Origin of the sequence: Cohnella soli (genome assembly GCF_042655525.1) — a bacterium.
GTDB classification, from domain to species: Bacteria; Bacillota; Bacilli; order Paenibacillales; family Paenibacillaceae; genus Cohnella; species Cohnella soli.
The window spans coordinates 82,411-103,126 of sequence record NZ_JBHSMI010000012.1 but is presented as its reverse complement, the minus strand read 5'-3'; the positions used below and the strand labels follow the sequence as shown (position 1 = coordinate 103,126).

Below are 20,716 nucleotides of genomic sequence, written 5' to 3'. Positions count from 1 at the left end.
GTGGGATTTTTCTTAGGTTATTTGGAATCTTGGGTTGAACGCCCTTCACAATTTTCTGCTGTTGTACTGTCGGTATGCCCAAAATATCTCTTTCCTTCATCCAACAAATCGTAGAAATCTTGGACTGACCAACCAACAGGAATACCGTATAACTTCTTCGTCCAGCACTTTCAATGTACTTTTGCTGATAGTTACTTTGTAGGCAGGGCCCTTGTTGTTCTTCTGCCTCAACACCATAAAGTTAGGCAGAGGCATCTCCTTGTTTTCCATTTTCCATCAGTCCCCTTTTTATGTTTTCACCTCAAAATCTGATTATCCTTTTATTAAACAACGATATGAGTTAGCGACCATCGAAAGAATTCGTAACCAAAGTAATAACTTATTAATGCGGCGCCGGCGATAAAAGGACCGAATGGAATAATACCGTCGCGACGTCTTACGATCAAGAAGACAATCGCAGCGAACGTGCCGATGAGGGAGAGAAGGGCGAGGGAGAGGATGGTCAACTTCACCCCAAGCACAATTCCGGTCAATGCAAGGAATTTAATATCGCCGCCACCTACCTCATACTTATCGCCTTTTTTTGGGACGAGTACGGCGATGAGATAAAAGAGTCCTCCAGCGACCAAACCCGCGATGAGATGACTTGAGTAGGAATCCGGATGAATCCATATGCGGACAAGCGTGAAGTATGCGATCCCCGGCAATATGAGGATATCGGGAATCTCCCTGGTCCTTATATCAAGAAACGAGGCCGCGACGATAAGTGCCGCGAAAGGGATACCGACAATCCATTCCCAAGTGTGAAAGAAGGTACTTACCGAATACATGGCAAATCTCCTTTATTATAAAGTTTTGTCGATCGGGAGCCGATCAGAGAAAGAAAGTCATAGAATTGTGTATTATCCAAATCTGCCGGCGAGGTGTCCACCAATGAAGGAGACGGAAGCGCAGGGGCCACGTAGAGTGGATCAGATGGAGTAACATGATTCATTGACAATTATCACATATCAATTTATTAATATACCACTATTATATCAAACAGCTTGTTCAAACGCCTAATCAAGAATGAGAAGTGTGTAATATCATGTCGTGCGAAGAATATGGGTTATTCGTTTCATATTATCCACTATTCAAATTCAAATAGATATATTTAGAAAAGTTCAATAAGAGTGGTTGAGAAAGACTAGACGGCGAAAAGTGTAAACGTAGGATTGAGATGTCTATCAATGACAAGATATGGTACAATACTAATATATTAATTAACTAATATACAATAATCCGGAGGTTGAGCAATGCAGGAGAAGACGAATTCTGATTTATCGAAGAAGCCATCATTCATGTCCGATCAATCATACAGTGCGGCATTGCGATTCCTGGAACGGTTACAGAAGATTGATCGCGAACTGGCGTGCTATGAGTCCGGAGAGAAAACATTTACTCTGCCCGTATTCTTTGATGAAGAGATTGGGAAGTGGACGATAACAACCGAATTCTGCACAATAGGCGGCTGCGATATGGGAATCCTCGAGTTCGAGAACGAGACGGCAGCTAAATTGGAAGCGATGTATTTATCGGAGAAAAATGTGCATCCGAAATCTGAACGGGCTTGTTACCCATGCTACCAAGAATATATGAGAGACGCGTACTAAAAGCCGATGTTGAAGGGATGAGGACAATGGCAAAGCATAGTCAAAACGAGGTAAAAGATAGCCTGCGAGATTTGACGCGTATATACCGGCCAGAGAATGCCTCGAAATTCGTGAAAGACTTCATTCGCAAGTATCGGATAACTTCCGGCTATGAGCCTGAACTTACGAAGCTCGTCGAACGCGAAATGAACCTTCTTCAAAAATCGAGCTGAACCAAACAAGGGGGGGAGAGCTATTAGCTATTTATTAGGGGGAGTAAGGGGACGCTTTTCCTGGATGGTCTTGTACACCGAAGCATACCTGCTTCTCATATCTTTGGTCGGCGCTACTTACTTTGAAAGAAATATCGGCAGCTTGAGTCACTATTCGTTTCGATTGGCAATCTCGTTGCTTCCAATCATTCTCAGTTACATCGTGCTTCAACGCGTTTTGTTTAGACGCAGATTGAGAGTTATTGAGTATTTCCGCTATGCCGCGGGTTATATTGGATCGTGTTATTCGATGGTTAGTATGTATGGGATGTCCGTATACCTTCAAAACCGAACAGGTGTAGAATATACATCCGCAATTGCGTACTTAACGGTAATTCCGATTACGAACTGGATATTCAATCGATTTTTGAAAGCACAGGACAGTATTGAAATCGAAATGAAAGGCAGGACGCCATGACCGCATATATCAAGGCAAGTGAAGCGGCTGCCGAGCTCGGCATTACAACGACTTCGCTTTACAGAATTCGAAATCACGCGGATCCTTCCAAAAAGCTCGAGCCGGTGAACAAAAAAACATATAAGGTTGACGGAGGATTCGTTTATAGACGAGAGGATATCGATCATATCAAGCCGGTTTACGTTAAACGGGATTTGACGGTATCGGAAGCCGCAAAGAAAATCGGTCGATCGCCTACTCATATTCACAAACTACTCCGAGAAGCGAAACTACCTTTTTATGAAGGCGAGCTCCGGGGGAAAAGGACATTCTTCATTGAAGAAGAGGATTTGCGCTCATTCATCTCGAGCAATCCAGATAGCGGAAAGCACGAAACGATCTTCGATCGGAAAACAGGCGCTTATCTCTACCAGGCGTACAGGTTTGGAAAGGATAATGCGCGGATTGTCAGCATGAATCGGGTAAACTATCGGAAAACGGAAATTGTCCTGCAGACGGGAAATGGAGAAATTTCATACGAGCAGGCTGCTTTAGACGGATGGGTGCCGTTGAATGATCTGCAGCACAAAAAAGCCATAACGAGCCAAGGATATGCTCGATTCGAGTTTCCAAGGCCCGCTTCAATCGAATCAATCATTTACTCCATCATTGAGGAATTGTTCCTCCAAGTCGGCCCGGCGAACATTAGAATCAGGCAAGCCGATAAGATCGTCGTCGAAGTGAAGAAATCGGTTTTGGTAGGCGTCATGCCTACCACCCATCCAGATATGATTGATAAACTGCAACTTTTTATTACGCAAGGGGAAATCGTTCCTAAATATGACGGAACTTTAATTGATACCTGCCTTTCCCCGATAACCATTTATGTTCCTGATTCAAAGAAATTGGAGATCAGCCGGCGCGCAGCAGAGGCGAATATGACCTTGCAGGAATGGATTTATTACCGAATGATTGCGGATCCGGAAGAATCCTAAAAATATAACCATCATGGGAGATGAGCAAAAATGTTGAAATGGCTGTTCAGAAAGCAAATAAGCCAAATCACGGAATACTACGACTCCAAAATTGAAAAAGCCAATTTGGAACTTGCAACTGAAAGGGATAAAGCACAACGATATAGCGACCTTATTGGCATTGCTTATAGAGTTTTTATGCTGCACTCCAAAGGCGCCGAAATCGTAGGCATCGAGAAAAATAAGAGAGAGGACTTGTTCGTCGTTAGAATTGTGCGAGAGTCGATGATCGAGTTCTTTTTAACAGGAAACTCTTATCCTGGAATCACGAATCGGCCAAGAATTTACGGAATGATCTACAAAGATTTGATGTCCTCCGTTCGTCAAACCTATATCAAAATCGAGGATATTCAAAATGAAGATAACGACATTGGAAACGGGTCGATTTTGTTGAAGTATCTCATTAGGGAAGCCCAGTTGCGTGACGCACACAGTATTATTGGAAAGCTATCGCCCGTTGACGCCGAGCACTTCGATCGTTCCGAACACTTTTATAAAAAACACGAATTCGAGGTTGTATTCGATGAAAAAAGAACGAGTGGCAGTATTGAACGAATTCTAAAAAAGGAAAACGAGGGAGAAGGGTAATGCAATATACGATAAAATGCACCAAAATGGGGTGCGCTCCGGCAAAAGCAGTTGTTTGGTGTGAACATGCGGGGGACGTATACGCCTCTTGGTTGGGATGGAACCAAGTTTGAAGAATTAAATGCTATCCGAGAAGAATTCATTGCTGGAGAGAGGTCTTCTTTATAAATAGATAATCCATGGAAAAATAATTGAACAATGATTTCATTGAATAATTCATTACATAATGGTGGGGGATTGAAAATATGTTCAAAAAAAATAAAAAACCATCTATTCCAGCCCGCGTAACGCAGGAATTTGTAGAGTTGTTGCTTCTACGATTAATAGGAGGAGAGAATCTAGATTCTGCTCTTTCATCTTTAAGCAACTTACGCTTTCCATCGAAGATATTTGAACTATTAGATGTTGATGCGGATTTGCTCCTTACAGAACTGGATAATTACTCGGGACACTTTGTGTTATTATGTGCGGTACTTCAGGAGGTAAAACACGAAGAGCCATCAAAAATTGCCGATGCACTGGCACTTCTCAAAATGAGAATGGTTGACTTGCTGTATTCACTGGGGCAATCTGACCCAACTGTATTTCATAGCTCTACACCACCGCCTAAGCAATATGTCCGAGATATGCTTCAAGTGCTCGGGTGAAAACACAACACTTTGAATAAGGAGCGTGTATTTTCATGAACGTTGCCCTACTAATTTTAAATGCAATTTCCGTAGCATATTTCTTCGGATATGTTTTTAAGAGCTACGCAGATAATCGGCCCAAATCACTAGCATTTGCCGGCACCGGACTCGCTGTTAACCTAGCGGCATTTTGCTTGCAAATTTCAAATGTAGCGTAACAAACTGAATAGGAGAGTGTATAGCATGTACGGATTCCCTGGCCAGATTGACTACTATAGAATCACCGTCCGAGTGAAATGTTTTAATGATAACTGTGACAACGTTCTGGTGCATACTTACCCTTCGTATAACGATGATCCTCGGATCGATGGGAATTGTCCTAAATGCGGGCAAGGGTACTCAAAGAAGGTCAGTCGTATCGCCGATCGGATGGATTATACATAGAGAAGACGAACCTGTCTACCTTTAGGCCACTTATTGAATAGGAGCTTACATGAAAAAAATCAAATGGCATGAACTGATCATAATTTCAGGTAGCATTATCTCAGGCTGGTTGTTTAAGAGTCTGGTGCTAAAAAAAGAAATGAGCGATTGGTGGCTGCTTCCCTTTGTAATCGCTGTATGCCTTTTATTTAACTGGATTGATGTGAAACCTAGAAAGGATCAGTGAACACATCAAATTGAATACGGAGCGTGTATTGGAATGAAAGATAAGAGATTGATGGGTTACATCGAACTTGGGCATAATCCGGATGAACTTATCATTCAAAATAAATGAATAGGATGTGTTCATAACATGAACGACCTTAATGATTTTGCAATGAGATGGTTGCCAGTTGGTATTGTAATAGCTGTGGTAGGATTAGCGACAATCTATTACTTCAATAAGCAATCTAAAAATAGGTAACTTATTGAATAATATGTTGTTTCTAGGAGGCATTATAGCATGTATCAGATCCAATTAATGAGCGAATTCTATCCTATCGAGTATGCGGCCCAAGCAAGAAAACTTCATACCATATCTGTTCGAATAGACATTGATGACGACGATATAAGAGCCGATTTGGAGCAGCTTCTCCAAAGTAATAACTACGGACTGCACTTGTACCGTCGCGCTCGTTGGTCGTGGCTTCCAGTGTGGCATGATGACCGTATCAGTGTTATGGACATAGAGGATTTAAAGACTCTCACTTATGGTTCTTCAAAATCGATTGCTTTTGCTGAAGCGGCTTCTGCGAATGCTAAATTTAATATCGGTGAGTTCAAGACGATTGATGCGAAATTTCATTTTAATACAGAAGTGGATCTAAAAAGAGCAGAGCTGTTGATAGGGGAAGCTATAAAGCGGTTCATAGATCGAGTTATTTCAAGGGGACCATATCCGGATCAATTGAGATTATTTCAGCTTACAGTATAAACAACGTTTGACTAGTTTGAACATTAGGGTCTTGCTTGTACTGAGCGTTGTCTGTATCAATTACGTCATGTCCTCTTTGGGACATTGAAGATCGAGGTCGATATGGTCCTTCTTATTGTTGCAAGCATAATTCCCTTTCTTGCACTGGTCATACTTTTCCTAATGAAAAAAACAAAGGGTGCTAAATTTGTACAGTGGGAAGAAGTGGGAAAGCCGGTCGAGGAACCCGAAGGTACAGGTAGAATAGCACAGTTATCTAATGAAGAAGTCTTGTACAACATCCCCATCACATGGAATGATTTCACGGTGATTCTAAGTGAAGTTCGGATCAGAAAAAATGGCATTTTCCTAATTGTAAGAAAAAACCGCTCGGGTCATATTATCGGATGCTCGGATGATATTTACTGGCAGCAGACGAAACATAAACAAAATAAGAACATGAAAAATCCGGTACGTGAAGCGCGCCTCCATGTATTTGTCCTATCAAAAGCCCTTCGGAATATTGGCATTTTTGATTGGGTACAAGGTGTCGTAGTATTCGATAACCTTCATGTGAGTCTTAACATAGATAGCCCGGCGTTCCCTGTTTTGAAGGAAGAGGAACTGCGTGACTACCTGATAAACTTCCGGCCATACAAAATCATTACCGACAAAAATATCCTGACGATAATAGAATGGTTGAACACGGCGCGAGAAATCGTGCTTACCTCGGAATACGAGAATTAAGACTGAAGCGGGAAATCCTTAAATTAAGGAGGGGAAAAAGTTGAGGTTCCGCGTTGAGGAGACTATTTTTGATTTTGAATATCTGGATGAAGCTGAACAAGATCGGTTAATGGCATCCTGGCATAAGAGTGTAGCCGTCGAGTGTTTATGCCATGGAGAGCGCCATATCCTGAACCCGCTCCTGTATGTGAAGCAAGTGAATGACGGACTGTTTTTCGCCAATTATCCGAGCAATGCAAAGAACAACGTCAGGCATGATTACAAATGCCGGTATAACCGCCAAGGTTATCGATCACTCCTGCAGGATAAGGGCGTTCAAGTCATTGATGACGAAATCAGGGTAAATCTCGACATGGATCCTTCGAGACCCAAAAGCGAAAAGGCGGCCGGTCCCGCTTCGGCAAAGCTCACAGATATCAAGCCTCGAGGAAAGAGTGAGCCTACTGACCGGAAAGTGCAGTTGACTACGCTATTCTTTACGATGCTGCAGGAGTTCAAAGTAACGGAATTCCGTCCAGGGGGCAAGCGCAATATCGCTAGCCGGCTTTACAAAATCGCCAAGATAATTAAGGTCAACGGCATGCCATTATTCGATATGCTGTACGTAGCGGACAATAAGGCGAACTGGCCGAAAAGGGATAAGCATCAGTTCATAATCGGATGGGGTAGGCGGAGTATGCCGGCGATCGCACACCCCACGAATCCGAAATTCGTTCGATTACCGATAAGTTCGGTTGACGATCCGGAGCGACTTGTGACGGAACTCACCGTGCTGAGAAGCATCTACGAGCAATGTACCAACCCGGTACCGGATGTCGATTCAGGATACTATGTCCTCTTTCGCGGACCAACTAAGAAGGGGGATACAAACATCTGGGATCGGCAGCTATGCTTCATCCCTGCTGAAGAGCAAAGAACCAGGATTCCGGTAGACTCTTCTGCAGAAGCGGGACTGATTCAATATCTCGCCGAAGGTCGCCGCCACTTCGAACGGCCGTTAATCGGGAACGTAACTGAGCTCTTCTCCGAGCAACGAATTGATATCATCCTTCACGATACGGAGCCAAAAACGATTATCGCACTTGACGAAGGCGGCTCAATTCTCCAAAAAAAGCAGGATGGATATGTAGGCAAAGGATTTCAATTTATCGCGTGGGACGGTAAAGACTCATTCCCATTGTAATCTGGAGGAACGACAATATGGCAAATACTATATTTACAAGCGCCGCCGGCGAAATCTATTTTGCATCGCTCAACATCCTGGTGATTATGCTGATGCTTATCCTTTCCGTTCGGCTATTGTTCAGCCGGCAGAAGCGGGCATACCTATCCTTATCGGTGTGCATGGCGGTAATGCTGCTCGGTCAAATCGCTTTGCTCGGAGCGGGATTTATGGAGGCGGGAGGGCGCGGGCTTACGATCGCGCATAATATCCTAAACTCTATGTCGTTCATCCTGGCGAATATGGGAGCCTTTCAGCTATATGCCGCTACAACAAGACGTGTAATGATTACCGCTTATGTCTTGCTAAGCTTCGCAGTCATCCTTTCCTTTATGCCGGTTGCAAGTGCCTTGTATTCGATTCTTCTCGTAGGGTTCGCATTTCTCATCGTACGCCCAGTCATGGAAGAGGGCGGTACGAAATATCAAGTTGGGATCGCATTCTACGCAATCGCGACGATCGCACATGTCGTATCAGTATTCGCGACGAATGTTGCTGGGATCGCCGCTGTCGATAACCTCTTCCGGATCGCGTTCTTCATGGTGCTTTTCCTCATTATGTTCGATAAAGTGCTAACTCTTATGGAATCCAGCTACAACAAATCAACTCGTGACGCTTTGACGGGACTGTACAATCGCTTTTACTTCTACACGGCCGTATCATTCCAAGTGAACGACAAAAGGCCGATATCCGTCATTTTCTTCGACTTGGACAACTTTAAGAAGTTGAACGACACTCGCGGTCACGGGGAAGGTGATAATGCGCTGAAAGCTGTCGCATCCATCTTGAAAGAAGAAGCTGAAGAGGTTGGCATTGCCGGGCGCTACGGCGGTGAGGAAATGGTGATGCTTATCGACGATCCGGACGTTAACGTTGCAACCTTAGCTGAGCATATTCGCTCCCGCATCGAAGACGAAACGGTCGTGACGGCAAGCATCGGCTTTGCGACTCTTGCAGATGGGGTAACGACGGACATGCTGATTAAGAATGCGGATAAGGCGATGTATGTGTCAAAAAAATCCGGAAAGAACCGCGCGCTCGGGTTCGAAAATTTGACGGAGGAGCAGCTTGCACTTCTCGCAAGCTAGAATCTATGATTTACTCGAATCAGCCAGTAGGCACAACATCTCCGGAAGCAGGGGAAGATCCCCTGTTTATTCGGTTTTTTGGGAACAGGCGCCAGCGTGGCACTTGTTCCGGATCGCAACGAAACGTCGGGCGCTTCGCGCACCCAGGATTGCATCTGCGGCCGCGGCGAGGAGTGTAGATACGGAACGGCTCGATCAGCGGCTTATGGGGGAGCGGGACAATGTACTGCGTTGATACCGACATCTTTTCAAAATGCATGCCTTGTCGATTCGAAACCATGGCATATAAATGCCTGAAATCCAGCTTGCAAGATACGAAAAATAGGACGGATGACATGTATGTCATTTGTCCTATTTCTTATATACTATAGAGAAAACTTTATCTAAATTTTTGTTAAAGTCGAAGGAAATATCGAAATAAGGCAAACTTGTTGAAAAACAAGGGCGCAAAACTATAGGGTCTAAAGTTCCCTCGAGGAGCCATGACAGCCTAGTTGCTGAAAATCTTTCATTTATTGCGAAGATTTTTTGGTTTTTAGGCCTGCTCCCTAAAAAAGGAGGGCCTTTTTTTCGTGATTAAACGAGATGGGAAATGATGGGAATTATACTGCAGTGCGCACCTGAATTGAATCAACCGTTACCGATACAACTTTGGAGGAATAAATTTTATATCGGCCCTTCTCCAACTCCAGAGCGATCAGTTCTTTAACACAGTCCATCGCTTCTTCCTCTGTATCACCAACAGAACTAAGCCGAAGCTCTGGAACGTAGGCGGTAAAGTTATTGGAAGCAAAATCTTGTTCGAGCAAAACGGTAAAATTCATCATTGGTTCCTCCTACATTTATCGAGTAGTAATGTAAGACTATTATAGTACAAAAATAGGACGGCAGATTTACCCTTCATAACTGGTCTAAATTCCTGCCTATCTGGCTAAGAATAATGTCGAAAATAGTCGAATTCAGCCGAAAGGAAAGCGGGGTGTGTCGAATGAAACGGGATTTAACGGTTATCATCGCGGAGGACAGCGAGTTTGATCGACTAAAACTTGAAGCATATGCTGGTCAACTTGGTCTTAAGGTCGTGAGTTCAGTAGGATCGGGAGAGTGGCTTGTAGAAGATGCTCTTCAATACCAACCAGACCTCGTATTCTTAGATATCGGACTTAATGGTACGGATGGCCTAACAGCATACAGGACAATTTTAGAAAAAGGTTTATCCCCATATTTAATTATGGTGTCTGGTACAAATGACCCAACTTTAATCTTGGCGGGAGTTGCAATGAATTGCATCGATTTTGTAACAAAGCCGATCACTTTTATGCGACTTCAAGAAGCAGTAGGTAAAGCAAAAGTCTTTTTAGAGAAGGATTTGCACTTTTCTAAGGCGGTACCGGGTAAAATAATTCAAGTCAAATCGAATTATCGAAATGTATTTATTAACGAAAACAAATTGATATATGCCCAAAAATTAAAAGGGGAGCACAAAACCGTCATTTATGTAGAAGGCGAAAAGCAGACAGGCATCGAGACTACGGCTTCAATTTCGGAAATATTTAGCCAGTGCAGCGAGTCTATTTATTCGCCTAATCAGTCGAACTTGATAAATGTAAATTACATAAAGAAAGTCTTTCCAAGCGATCGACTCTTTGGGACTTACATCATTCAATTAGACTACCGCGATATTGAAATTGACTTGACCCGAAGGAAACGTAAGGAGTTCGAAATTCTTTATTCGAAAATATCCAAAGCAAACTAGGACGACAATCAAGGGAGGATCTCTTGAGAAAGTGAGATCTTCCCTTTTTTGACATGGGGGCTCAGTCATGAAGGTTATACTAAACCGTGTACCATTCACCATAATCACAATCTGTTTGACGATTATTTTTATCGCGATCAATAACGTGATTTATTACTCGCTGACAAAAGATACACTTGAAAACAGGATGGAGAGTCAATTAGAAACACTGGCAAATCAAATTCAGCTTTCTATTGAGAATTCCCGCTCCGCTTCTACATACCTGGATTATGCCATTTCGCAGAAATTGCGTAGTGATTCTATTGCTGCACAGCTTGCTTTAGACTCCGATGTTGAAAAGGTTTCACAAGAGGAATTGCGTAAATTATCCTCTTTACTCGGTATTGAGTCTATCACGCTTTTAAAACAGACCAAGGATGATATTGTTCTCTATAAATCCTCGGACCCGAAAGAAGAAGGCGTTTCGACAAAAACCTGGAAGCCATGGTATCAGGCTTTTCAGCAATTATTTGATGCTCAAAAAGTAACGGTAAATTGGGGATTAAGCCTTCCGAACTTTTGGACTGGGCCATTTGAATATTCTTCTGCGGACCCAGCCGCAAAAAAGATTGAAAAGTACGGATATTATTATGATGGGACAACAAATTATATTATCGACCCAATCGTCTCGGATAGATTACATAAAGAGTTCGAGGATAAGGCAGGCATCACCGCAATCCTAAATAAGACGATACAACAATCTAAAGAGATTCTGGATATTACGGCGTTTAACCCAGTAACATTTGGTACAGACGAATTAAAAACACAAAATGATAAGGGTGAAGTGTCTCATAGTACCCCTCGGCCAATTATTTATGGGCAAAATAAATATGCCTCCGAGGATGATTTTTCACTCGTTCAAAAGGCAGCATCCACAAACGAACGGATTTCTGATGTTAAGTATGTAAACGAACAAAAAGTATTGAAAATATACATGCCGGTCTCGATAAATCCTACAGCTGAGCTAACGGATAAGACTGGAAAACCAATTAATCGCTATGTACTTACCTTAGTTTCCGATTATTCAATTATCCAGGATTCTTTAAATAGTCAGTTTAAAAAATTAGCATTAGAAATTGGCATTGTATCGGCCATCTCGATTTTCCTAATTGCAATAATCATTCGCTTCCTCGCAAAAGCTCGCGATCGCGCTGTACGCTTTACGCAAACAGAATATATTCAAACCATTGATAATATGTTTGCATCTATCCTCGGCCAAAGACATGATCTGCTTAATCACATCAATACGATTCACTCAATGTTATTTTTGAAGAAATATGACGCCCTCAAGCGTTATGTAGATGAGATGGTAGAGGAAGTCACAGATATTAACGAGATCATTTCGATTGGTCAGCCGGCCATTTGTGCCTTAATTCAATCAAAATCTGCAACTGCAATTCAAAGAAAAATTAACTTCAAGTACGATTTTGAAAATATTAAGAACTTTGAGCTTGGCATTCGTTCCGTTGATATCGTGAAAATTATGGGCAACCTTATTGATAACGCATTTTACGCGGTTATGAATGAGGCGGCCGAATTACAGCATGTTACTATTAAGGGTTGGGTTGAAGACAATTTGCTCCGGATCACTGTTACAAACCCAGGAACGATTGATGAATTAAAAGCATTCGAGCATGGATATACAACCAAAAAAGGCTCACATGGCGTTGGTCTACCTGCAACAAAACAACTTGTCCAAAAGTATCGGGGAACGATTTCGATCAATAAGGACGAGCCAGGAATGGTTAAGTTTGAGGTATCTATTTCGCTGGATTAATCCAAGACGAGGGTGGGAGTGCTTTTGCAAAATAAAATAAAAGTTGCTATCGTTGGAATGGGCTTTGGTGCCGAATTTATTCCGATCTACCAAAATCACCCTCATGCCGAGTTATATGCGATATGTCAACGTAACGAGGAAAAATTGAAACTAATCGGAGATCACTTCAACATTCCGGTCCGGTATTCCAGCTTTGAAAAATTACTTATGGACGATGCAGTCGACGCCATTCATATTAACACTCCAATCGCGGATCATGCTAAGCACTCCATATGTGCGTTAAAAGCCGGTAAGCATGTGGCTTGCACTGTCCCGATGGCAACGTCCTACGATGATTGTAAGCGGGTCGTAGAAGCGAAGAAGGCGTCCGGTAAGAATTTTATGTTGATGGAGACAGCGGTATTTACGAAAGAATTTTTCTTTCTGAAGATGCTGCGTGATAATGGTGAATTAGGTCGAATTCAATTTCTTCGTGGTTCTCATCATCAGAATATGGCCGGATGGCCCGGATACTGGGAAGGTTTGCCGCCGATGCATTATTCTTCTCATGCGATCGCTCCATTGCTTGCTCTTGCTGAGACAGAAGCGGAAGCAATTAGCTGCCTTGGATCCGGACGGATAACTGAGGAGCTCACTAGCAAATATAACTCGCCGTTTGCGGTTGAATCGGCGCTTCTGCGACTTAGGGACTCGGATATCGCTGCAGAAGTCACACGCTCCTTGTTTCAGACCTCGAGGGAATATACAGAAAGCTTCGATGTGTACGGCGAGAAAATGAGTTTTGAATGGCGCAGGCTTCTTCAAGAGGAATGCATCGTATTCAGCGGTGATAAAGGATCAAGAGTTTCCATCCCTGACTACGATTACGTACTTCCCGAGGGCATCCGGCCATTTATAACGGGTTGCCTTAATGATGAAGAAGAACATAAAGTATTGGGCTTGAGACCCCGCGGCAGCCACGGTGGCTCCCATCCTCATATGGTACAAGAATTCATCATGAGTATCATGGAAAATCGCGCTCCGTTCCCGGATGTTTTTATGTCAGCCAATTGGACTTTGGCCGGACTGTGCGCGCACGAATCGGCACTTAAAGGCGGCGAGCTCGTCACAGTACCTGTAGTCGACCGGGAGGAGGCATAATTCTTGAGAAGTGTAATTGTCGTTCATCCAGAGTTTGATCGGACATGGCCATTTGGCATCGAGAGACTGCTGCAGCTCGTGAAGCAAGATGGTCCCGTGGAATTGATTCGCCTCGACGCTTTCGCGCAAAGCATTGTAGGCGACGTCGTAGATCAACCTGAAACGGTCGATCGTCTGTTCTCGTTAAATGCCGAAATTACGACATCTTGTCTTGAAAAGTTTACTTCGCTGAAGGAAGCGGTAATTGAATGCACCTTCCAGCGTGCTCTTCCAAAACCGGAAATCATTGAAGCTTTGAATCGATTGAATATCCGATGGTATACGCAGCCGACAGAGGGCTTCTGGTCGCAGTCGGTTAGCGAATTTGCGCTTGGCCTTACCATTTGCGGTTTACGTCGTATTCCACAGCTTCATCATGATATTATCCAATCCCAAAAACCATGGGATTATGATGTGCCCGGCGGGATAGGTGCTCCTGGGGGGAGAGGGTTCCAATTTGGCGATGATACCCGCTTCACCAATGGCACCGTTGAAGGGAAAAGGGTTCGAATCGTTGGAGCGGGAAATATTGCGAGTCGTTACGCGAGCTTCGTACATATGCTTGGTGCCGATGTCGCGGCTTGGGATCCGTTTGCAACTGAACCGAGCTTTCATCGTGCCGGCGCGCGGAAGGAATGGCACCTCGATCGCCTGATAAAGGAAGCGGAGATTTTTGTACCAATGCTGCCTTTGACTACAGAGACAAATGGAATCATTACGTCCGAACATATCAATGCACTTCCGAAGGGTACATTGGTCGTACTGGCGACTCGAGCTGAAATCTGCGATATGAATGCGCTCCGTAAGCGAGTGTTGGAAGATGAGCTATGCCTGGCTGCAGATGTATTCGATATTGAACCTCTCCCGTTAAGCGATCCATTGCTTGGACGCCCTAATGTGATTCATACGCCACATAATGCTGGACGCACAAAAGATGCAAATTACCGTTTCATAGAGAAGCTTTATGAGCAATTTCTCCCATTAGCGAACAAAGAGAGATCTTAATATTGTGGAAAAAAATAAGCATTTGTTATAACGTGATGAGCCATAGGCATAAAATGTCGGTAGAATGTAAAGTATTTTCTTAGTGCTTAGGTTAAGATCAGTCCTCCCCCGGAGCAGCTGGCGTTACTAGCAGTCTAAAATTAATTTGACGACGGAGTGCAGCATTTAGAATCGGTTACGGCCGGTCGGGTGCGGCACTCCGTTTGTGCTTCAGGCTGTTGGGCGCGATGGTCACTAGCACCGGCGGACGGGTGTGGGTCGACCCGGTGCTTCCGGAAGAACAACCAGGAGTGAGATCCTTGCTCATGCTGGCGCCGAGTGCATTCTGCATTTGGAGAAAATGCTAAGTAATAATCTGTCCTTTACATTTACCTGTTTATTGCTACAATATGAACAAAGGAGGCGTGATAGATGATACCTCATGTCAGTGATATTATTAGCAAATTGCGACAAGACAAACGGCTTACATTGGATGATTTCGGGTCACGCATTGGCTACTCAGGCGGCTATGTTGGTAAACTGGAACGTGGTGAGATGGACATAACGGATAGTGCTATTCAAAGATTGTCAAAGAATCTAAATATTCCATTGTATAACCTACTCGTACCTCACCGCGCCAGAGAGCCGAAGCCAAACCTGAGCGCATTAAATGGATCTGAATTGAGCTTTAATCAAGTTGAAATTGGTCTTCAAAAAGGGACCTATGAGATTCGCGCGATTAGCCCTCTTTACGACATTTACTACAATTGCAGCAATAATAAATTTGACGATTTGATTGAACTGTCTGTAAAGTCAGGGATTTCAGAAGAGCGTTTGAAGTGTATCACGGGCTCCCTCTATCACACCCCGGGCACACCGATAATCACGAGTGAGGCTGCGCTCATTTGTAATAGCTTAAGTAAGAAATTCTGTGAACTATTTGCTGTTGTTGGTCAAAATATATATGATATTAACACAGAGAACGTAGCATACACTCTCGAGAAGTATGTCGAATTGCATCGAGCACAAACAAGGAACTATTCAGTATTTGGTGACGATATCACTGATGACGAGGTAAGATTTTTAGAACAGCAGCTATTCGTATACCGTAAACTGCAACTCCGATCGAATCATTCATCGGCGCAATGAAGACAAATAAAAGGGAGCCTCCTTTGATTCAATATTTAGTCTCGGTTTTGCGGTCAGTCTAAAACTATAGTTTCTCTATTCACCGACCTGCAGGTGCGGCCGTCGAACGTCGCAAGAAGAATTATCACGAAAAATAATATTCATGGTATAATCGAATCAGCCAATAGGTACAACACATTCGGAAGCACCGGATAAATAGGGGGAAAGCCCTTGTTTATTCGGTTTTTTTGTTTTCCAAAAAAAATCGGAGGGTGCAAGATGGAAATTCTACGTTGCTTTGATGGACAGAAAGAGGAAGTGTGGAAATCCGTACGAGACGCCTCAAAGCCGCGGAATGTGATGGAAGGTGGGGATGAGAGGAGTCATTCTCTTCAATATGATTTCCAATGGGACTTCAGGTTCCATTTCATTCATACCGGCGCAACAGCTGATTTCCTATTCGCCACTGCTGACCCAAAAACAAACCTCGCCGCGGCGACAATTCTTTCGGGATCAGTGTGGGATGTGTCATCGATTATGTCGTCTGCAGTATCGATCGTAAAAAGTTTTTTTCCGAGCGCCACCTTTAAGCAGCAACGGACTATCTTAATCTATTTCGGGCAACGAGCAAATGAAGTCCTGAATACATTAAATCCTCCGATCGAAGAGGGAGGAGGGAACGATGAAGACGGTGAAGTGGTTTTAGTGGTTCGAATGCGGATCGATCCAAATAAAGCACTCCTGGATGTCGAGTGGGTAGAGAACATGATGGGAGAGAGGGGTTAAGATTTCATGGATGATCGAATGATACCAATAATTAGATTTGTGGTTGGAACGATGGTATATTTCGGACTTACATATTCCGCTGGGGAATACTTGAAGATAAATGACTATAATTTTATCGCTTGGATTGGATACATTTCTCTTGTAGGAATAAGGGCGACAATATTTCCATTTCTACCCCATTTATCTAAAGTGCTTCGATTAATAAAAAGGGTATTCTGACAAAAAATCATCATTTCTTTTGGTCAATCCAAATATCTACCATAAGAACTTACGTTTGGTATAATAATATTGTAATTCGAGTGAAGAGCTTAAAATGTTTGATGAAGACCTAGAGGTAAGATGGAATACGATGGTTCATCCCAAGAAATCTTAAGTGTTAAAGAGAGAATTGATTATTCGAGGGGCAATCAAAGAATAGTAGAGATTTCGTAAGTAAGTAGCCCAAACTGAAATAAAAAAATTAGGTACGGTGAGGAAGCATGGAAAGCTCATATAATCGCGCACGTTCTTTATGTGCCCAAACGCCATTTTCAATGCGAAAGTGTGAAATACACCGGGATTATCCGAAAGGTTGTATAGAAATTCTTTATGGCGACGGCAGCGTTCGTACACGAGCGCAAGACTGGGACGCAGCTGCCGTTTTTTTTGAAAAATGGCTAAAAGGAGATTTTGATTATTTGAAGAAAAAAATACGCCGCCGACGGAGACGGAGCTAATGTATAATAACGTGTTTAAAAGACTATCACCGGATATTGGTGCTATAAAAGTCGATTTTGCAGACAAGGAAAAAGAAATGCGTAGATAAGGAAGCCGTAATCGGTAAAGCGATCAGGGGAATCCGCTTTATTCACGGATTCACGCTATATCCACGCAACTTAATCTCCGTCAGCCCCGCCGCCGAGCAGCAAATAAATTGGCTATCGAGAAAGGTTGATCATTGTTATGGTGCTGCCATATGAATTAACAGAAAGGTGTGTCTATGTACTACACCTTGAAGATGGATGTTATTACATCGGACAAACTGTTGTTGAACAACTCAACCAAACAATTCATCATCATAACACTAACAAAGGCAGCTCTTGGACATCAATTCATCGTCCAATAGCCACTATCGAAGTTGCTCGAGCAGGATTATGTTCTTTAGAAGAAACACGTATCTTAGAAAACGCCTTTACGCTTCAGTACATGGCACGTCATGGATGGTACAATGTTCGCGGCGGCGATTTTCACATGGTTGATGAGATCAAATTGTACAAAACGCTTTATAAACTCTCGATTAAAGGAAAACTCGGATTTGAATTAGGTAAAGCTGAATATATGTCTGACAATTACCTGGAAAAAATTCAAAAAAGTACTGTTCGCGGGCCTAATGGACCCAAGGGATTTGAAGCTTACACCGATGAGATTCGAAAGAAAGTAATAGTTTCAATTAAAAATTGGTTTTCAAATCAAACAAAGTATTTCTCAATAGAACAACTTGAATCTATTGACTGTATTCAAATGAGTAAGTATTGGTTGAAGGAAAAAGCTCCCTGGTACGGCCTTGGCCAAGGAGACTCTTCCGATGTGCTAAAACTAATTGAATATCTAAAGGACGGCAAGATACGAAGAACGCCATCTTAATTAATTTTTGCAGAATTTCCAAGGTTGAGTTGCAAAACCTCGCCGTTTTGTCGAATAAGAGAAGGTGAATCCACTGAGAAAAAATATACGAGGCTGGTTGTCAATTTATGCACCATCGGGGTGTTGCCTTGCACCGGCCCGAGAAGGGAAGAAGCGGATCTTACTCGGCCTCCGGAAAATCAATTTTCAACTCATCGATGGAATCGTACTTTTTCTCTGTCTCGTAAACAAACCTAGCAGGCGACTTATCGGTCCTATCCTTTATGACATGGCCATAATACTTACCGTTCTTCAGAAACACAAACATGGTCATTCCTGGTTCATCACGGAGTGGATAACGAATTGGCATGATGACACCTCAGTTCTTTATCTTTGAATGTTCTCATTTGAGATTATCTCGCCGAGCAAGGAAGAAAGAGCAGATAATAGTGGACTTCTTAAATTATATCGAAGAAAGGTTATAAGAGAAGTAAAAATTATTACTTCACAAAATACATGTTTCTTGCAGTATAATCAAATAAAGTAAAGGTGTGCCTGGCATTATGTCAGATCATCGCTCAAGTTCGTACATAAATCGTCCGAGATCGAGTTTGTGGCATTGCAAAGATACGGTCATCAGTAGTGTGAAGGCTTATGCTTCTTGATCCATTTTTAAGGTGTCGCACAACTTCTATGTATGGCCATGTTAATTGTTCTAAGCTGCTGCTAAATATTCTTTTGTTTTTTATTGCTGAAATAATTCGCTCTTGATCGATTCTTAGTCTATCTTCAACGGAATTACCTTTATGTACTAAATCGACGGCGATATCGAGATCATTTATTCGGTTAACTTCATCATCTAAATAACTTCCGAATACTATGACTTTTTCGATAGTATATGCGAACGTTCCTTGGCTGTTTGCATGCTCCACTCTCTTTATGAAATCCGATAGTAGATTGTCAGCAGTTTTCTTCTTTATTGGCTTGCGAGCTGTTGCTAAACTGAACCGTTTTCCTTTTGCTGTTAACTTAAACAACCCATTCATATGTGCTATCTCTATGTATCCTTCAGCTAAAAGCTGCTTTACCAATGCTCTAGCATCCGAATTGGATATACCTAATTCATCTTCAACGTTTTCTACACTCCCCATAGCTCCAATGTAAATATCGGTAATCGGTCGTAGATAATTACGAATTTTTATAGCTGGATATCCAGCTACTTGATCATCTTTCGCAATACGCACATATACCACCATCCATCCCGCTTTTCTACTAGTATTTCCGATTACGGGTAATGGCAGACATTTACCTCTCAAAATACTTCGCAGTATCATGATACTTTGCAGTATATTTAATGGCATTAAATATATGCCATCTATGAGAACGTACGTTTTTATTAGTGTGTCCCCATGCTACAATAGATGTGAGGTGACCTTCATGACTGTTAGGACGATCGATACACTCATACAACCATTTACTCAATATCTTCTCGTAAGCAAAAACTATGCTCAGGGTACTGCGGAATCATATAATAGCTCCGTTGTTCGTCTTGTCGAGTGGCTAGAAAAACATCAAAATATCACACAACTTGAGAATGTGACTACAGAGCACCTAACGATATTTCTAGGGTCTCTTGTATTTCCTAAAGCTAAGGAAACAGCATCCGGTTCAAAGAAACACCCGAAAGCTGGTGAACTGCTTATGCCGACTACCAGGGCGAGAATTATCTCTGCAATCAAACAGTTCTTTAAATGGGCCGTTAAATATCATCATGTGAAATATGACGTCGCCCAATCGATAGAAGCTCCTAAGCTCGGTCAGCGTATTCCTAAAAGCCTAACTCTTGAGGATGCTAAGAAAATGGAACTAGCAGCAGCTTCAAGAAAAACTGGAGTGCGTGATTATCTGATCACGACTATCTTTCTACTACTTGGTGTGCGTGTGTCGGAGTTGGTGAGTATCGACATTGATAGCTTTAATGATTTCGACGGCACTCTCACCATTATCGGTAAAGGTAACAAGGAGCGTGCATTGCCGATTACGCCTAAAATAATTAGAGCATTAGACGCGTATAAGCCTGTTAGAGCTGAGATTTTAACAAAGCGTAATAATGCAAAGGAGAAAGCGCTCTTTATATCGGAAAAGCGCGGAGAGCGTCTTTCTCGTCGTGGCATTGAGCTCATTATTGAGGAAATTGCGGCTGCAGCCGGGGTTAAAGCTGGTCAAAACCTTAAAGTCACCCCACATAAACTTCGTCACACTTGCGCTACTATCTTGTATAACGAAGGAGAAAACGTCGACATCCTTGGCCTTGCCGAGCTTCTTGGACACGAGGATCCGAATACTACGAAAATATATACTAAGGTCAATAAGCAAAGGCTGCGTCAAGTTGTAGCCTCTAATCCTCTCGAAGAAATTTAGTCTTTAAATCAAAGAAGGCGCTGTAGGGCGCCTTCATTTT

At 42.7% G+C, this 20,716-nt stretch carries 21 protein-coding genes and 1 riboswitch; of the genes, 18 read left to right on the top strand and 3 right to left on the bottom strand.

Annotation, left to right across the window (positions count from 1 at the left end):
• Nucleotides 1-323 precede the first annotated feature (323 nt).
• Nucleotides 324-830 carry a prepilin peptidase gene (locus tag ACFPOF_RS06665; protein WP_378130847.1) on the bottom strand — a complete coding sequence of 169 codons (507 nt, stop codon included), beginning with the start codon at nucleotides 828-830 and terminating at the stop codon, nucleotides 324-326.
• 465 nt (nucleotides 831-1,295) lie between these two features.
• Here ACFPOF_RS06665 and ACFPOF_RS06660 point away from each other — a divergent pair, with 465 nt between their 5' ends.
• The 10 genes from ACFPOF_RS06660 to ACFPOF_RS06615 all read left to right on the top strand — a co-directional run bounded on the left by ACFPOF_RS06660 (nucleotide 1,296) and on the right by ACFPOF_RS06615 (nucleotide 9,004).
• Entirely contained in the window at nucleotides 1,296-1,652 is a 357-nt protein-coding gene (locus ACFPOF_RS06660; protein ID WP_378130845.1) for a hypothetical protein, read from the top strand.
• Between the two features lie 26 nt (nucleotides 1,653-1,678).
• Nucleotides 1,679-1,864, top strand: coding sequence for a hypothetical protein (locus tag ACFPOF_RS06655; RefSeq protein WP_378130843.1), 186 nt, complete (start codon nucleotides 1,679-1,681; stop codon nucleotides 1,862-1,864).
• A 453-nt stretch (nucleotides 1,865-2,317) separates the two neighbouring features.
• The gene (locus ACFPOF_RS06650) at nucleotides 2,318-3,295 is read left to right on the top strand and encodes a helix-turn-helix domain-containing protein (RefSeq protein ID WP_378130841.1); all 978 of its coding nucleotides are present in this window, start codon (nucleotides 2,318-2,320) and stop codon (nucleotides 3,293-3,295) included.
• Nucleotides 3,296-3,325: 30 nt separating this feature from the next.
• Nucleotides 3,326-3,922 (top strand): hypothetical protein, encoded by a 597-nt coding sequence (locus ACFPOF_RS06645; protein WP_378130839.1) that lies wholly within the window; start codon nucleotides 3,326-3,328, stop codon nucleotides 3,920-3,922.
• A gap of 245 nt (nucleotides 3,923-4,167) precedes the next feature.
• Nucleotides 4,168-4,569: a hypothetical protein gene (locus tag ACFPOF_RS06640; RefSeq protein ID WP_378130837.1), complete on the top strand. Its 402-nt coding sequence runs from the start codon at nucleotides 4,168-4,170 to the stop codon at nucleotides 4,567-4,569.
• Between the two features lie 475 nt (nucleotides 4,570-5,044).
• Nucleotides 5,045-5,221: a hypothetical protein gene (locus tag ACFPOF_RS06635; RefSeq protein WP_378130835.1), complete on the top strand. Its 177-nt coding sequence runs from the start codon at nucleotides 5,045-5,047 to the stop codon at nucleotides 5,219-5,221.
• 276 nt (nucleotides 5,222-5,497) lie between these two features.
• Complete coding sequence (locus tag ACFPOF_RS06630) at nucleotides 5,498-5,968, top strand: hypothetical protein (protein ID WP_378130833.1); 471 nt, start codon at nucleotides 5,498-5,500, stop codon at nucleotides 5,966-5,968.
• A 102-nt stretch (nucleotides 5,969-6,070) separates the two neighbouring features.
• On the top strand, nucleotides 6,071-6,694 hold the full coding sequence (locus ACFPOF_RS06625; protein WP_378130831.1) for a nuclease-related domain-containing protein: 624 nt from the start codon (nucleotides 6,071-6,073) through the stop codon (nucleotides 6,692-6,694).
• 40 nt (nucleotides 6,695-6,734) lie between these two features.
• A complete protein-coding gene (locus ACFPOF_RS06620) occupies nucleotides 6,735-7,877 on the top strand; it encodes a hypothetical protein (RefSeq protein WP_378130829.1) in 1,143 nt (380 codons plus the stop codon).
• A gap of 17 nt (nucleotides 7,878-7,894) precedes the next feature.
• Nucleotides 7,895-9,004, top strand: a complete 1,110-nt coding sequence (locus tag ACFPOF_RS06615) for a GGDEF domain-containing protein (RefSeq protein WP_378130827.1) — start codon at nucleotides 7,895-7,897, stop codon at nucleotides 9,002-9,004.
• 411 nt (nucleotides 9,005-9,415) lie between these two features.
• Nucleotides 9,416-9,506, top strand: a riboswitch (cyclic di-GMP riboswitch).
• A 100-nt stretch (nucleotides 9,507-9,606) separates the two neighbouring features.
• Here ACFPOF_RS06615 and ACFPOF_RS06610 read toward each other — a convergent pair.
• Nucleotides 9,607-9,831 (bottom strand): type II toxin-antitoxin system HicB family antitoxin, encoded by a 225-nt coding sequence (locus tag ACFPOF_RS06610; RefSeq protein WP_378130825.1) that lies wholly within the window; start codon nucleotides 9,829-9,831, stop codon nucleotides 9,607-9,609.
• Nucleotides 9,832-9,992: 161 nt separating this feature from the next.
• Here ACFPOF_RS06610 and ACFPOF_RS06605 point away from each other — a divergent pair, with 161 nt between their 5' ends.
• From ACFPOF_RS06605 to ACFPOF_RS06575, 7 genes are all read left to right on the top strand, one after another.
• The gene (locus ACFPOF_RS06605) at nucleotides 9,993-10,760 is read left to right on the top strand and encodes a LytR/AlgR family response regulator transcription factor (RefSeq protein WP_378130823.1); all 768 of its coding nucleotides are present in this window, start codon (nucleotides 9,993-9,995) and stop codon (nucleotides 10,758-10,760) included.
• Nucleotides 10,761-10,827: 67 nt separating this feature from the next.
• Nucleotides 10,828-12,576 carry a sensor histidine kinase gene (locus tag ACFPOF_RS06600; protein WP_378130821.1) on the top strand — a complete coding sequence of 583 codons (1,749 nt, stop codon included), beginning with the start codon at nucleotides 10,828-10,830 and terminating at the stop codon, nucleotides 12,574-12,576.
• 24 nt (nucleotides 12,577-12,600) lie between these two features.
• Entirely contained in the window at nucleotides 12,601-13,716 is a 1,116-nt protein-coding gene (locus ACFPOF_RS06595) for a Gfo/Idh/MocA family protein (RefSeq protein ID WP_378130819.1), read from the top strand.
• A gap of 3 nt (nucleotides 13,717-13,719) precedes the next feature.
• A complete protein-coding gene (locus ACFPOF_RS06590) occupies nucleotides 13,720-14,760 on the top strand; it encodes an NAD(P)-dependent oxidoreductase (protein WP_378130817.1) in 1,041 nt (346 codons plus the stop codon).
• 411 nt (nucleotides 14,761-15,171) lie between these two features.
• On the top strand, nucleotides 15,172-15,888 hold the full coding sequence (locus ACFPOF_RS06585) for a helix-turn-helix domain-containing protein (RefSeq protein WP_378130816.1): 717 nt from the start codon (nucleotides 15,172-15,174) through the stop codon (nucleotides 15,886-15,888).
• 258 nt (nucleotides 15,889-16,146) lie between these two features.
• Nucleotides 16,147-16,653, top strand: a complete 507-nt coding sequence (locus tag ACFPOF_RS06580) for a hypothetical protein (protein WP_378130814.1) — start codon at nucleotides 16,147-16,149, stop codon at nucleotides 16,651-16,653.
• Between the two features lie 942 nt (nucleotides 16,654-17,595).
• The gene (locus tag ACFPOF_RS06575; RefSeq protein WP_378130812.1) at nucleotides 17,596-18,276 is read left to right on the top strand and encodes a GIY-YIG nuclease family protein; all 681 of its coding nucleotides are present in this window, start codon (nucleotides 17,596-17,598) and stop codon (nucleotides 18,274-18,276) included.
• Nucleotides 18,277-18,833: 557 nt separating this feature from the next.
• On the opposite strand, the gene ACFPOF_RS06570 is transcribed toward ACFPOF_RS06575, so the two are convergent.
• Nucleotides 18,834-19,499: a hypothetical protein gene (locus tag ACFPOF_RS06570; protein ID WP_378130810.1), complete on the bottom strand. Its 666-nt coding sequence runs from the start codon at nucleotides 19,497-19,499 to the stop codon at nucleotides 18,834-18,836.
• A 193-nt stretch (nucleotides 19,500-19,692) separates the two neighbouring features.
• Here ACFPOF_RS06570 and ACFPOF_RS06565 point away from each other — a divergent pair, with 193 nt between their 5' ends.
• Nucleotides 19,693-20,676 (top strand): tyrosine-type recombinase/integrase, encoded by a 984-nt coding sequence (locus ACFPOF_RS06565; protein ID WP_378130808.1) that lies wholly within the window; start codon nucleotides 19,693-19,695, stop codon nucleotides 20,674-20,676.
• Nucleotides 20,677-20,716: the final 40 nt, after the last annotated feature.

Coding starts and splice junctions, on each gene's coding strand:
- ACFPOF_RS06665 (WP_378130847.1), bottom strand. CDS start 830: ATGTATTCGGTAAGTACCTTCTTTCACACTTGGGAATGGATTGTCGGT.
- ACFPOF_RS06660 (WP_378130845.1), top strand. CDS start 1,296: ATGCAGGAGAAGACGAATTCTGATTTATCGAAGAAGCCATCATTCATG.
- ACFPOF_RS06655 (WP_378130843.1), top strand. CDS start 1,679: ATGGCAAAGCATAGTCAAAACGAGGTAAAAGATAGCCTGCGAGATTTG.
- ACFPOF_RS06650 (WP_378130841.1), top strand. CDS start 2,318: ATGACCGCATATATCAAGGCAAGTGAAGCGGCTGCCGAGCTCGGCATT.
- ACFPOF_RS06645 (WP_378130839.1), top strand. CDS start 3,326: ATGTTGAAATGGCTGTTCAGAAAGCAAATAAGCCAAATCACGGAATAC.
- ACFPOF_RS06640 (WP_378130837.1), top strand. CDS start 4,168: ATGTTCAAAAAAAATAAAAAACCATCTATTCCAGCCCGCGTAACGCAG.
- ACFPOF_RS06635 (WP_378130835.1), top strand. CDS start 5,045: ATGAAAAAAATCAAATGGCATGAACTGATCATAATTTCAGGTAGCATT.
- ACFPOF_RS06630 (WP_378130833.1), top strand. CDS start 5,498: ATGTATCAGATCCAATTAATGAGCGAATTCTATCCTATCGAGTATGCG.
- ACFPOF_RS06625 (WP_378130831.1), top strand. CDS start 6,071: ATGGTCCTTCTTATTGTTGCAAGCATAATTCCCTTTCTTGCACTGGTC.
- ACFPOF_RS06615 (WP_378130827.1), top strand. CDS start 7,895: ATGGCAAATACTATATTTACAAGCGCCGCCGGCGAAATCTATTTTGCA.
- ACFPOF_RS06610 (WP_378130825.1), bottom strand. CDS start 9,831: ATGATGAATTTTACCGTTTTGCTCGAACAAGATTTTGCTTCCAATAAC.
- ACFPOF_RS06605 (WP_378130823.1), top strand. CDS start 9,993: ATGAAACGGGATTTAACGGTTATCATCGCGGAGGACAGCGAGTTTGAT.
- ACFPOF_RS06600 (WP_378130821.1), top strand. CDS start 10,828: ATGAAGGTTATACTAAACCGTGTACCATTCACCATAATCACAATCTGT.
- ACFPOF_RS06585 (WP_378130816.1), top strand. CDS start 15,172: ATGATACCTCATGTCAGTGATATTATTAGCAAATTGCGACAAGACAAA.
- ACFPOF_RS06580 (WP_378130814.1), top strand. CDS start 16,147: ATGGAAATTCTACGTTGCTTTGATGGACAGAAAGAGGAAGTGTGGAAA.
- ACFPOF_RS06575 (WP_378130812.1), top strand. CDS start 17,596: ATGGTGCTGCCATATGAATTAACAGAAAGGTGTGTCTATGTACTACAC.
- ACFPOF_RS06565 (WP_378130808.1), top strand. CDS start 19,693: ATGACTGTTAGGACGATCGATACACTCATACAACCATTTACTCAATAT.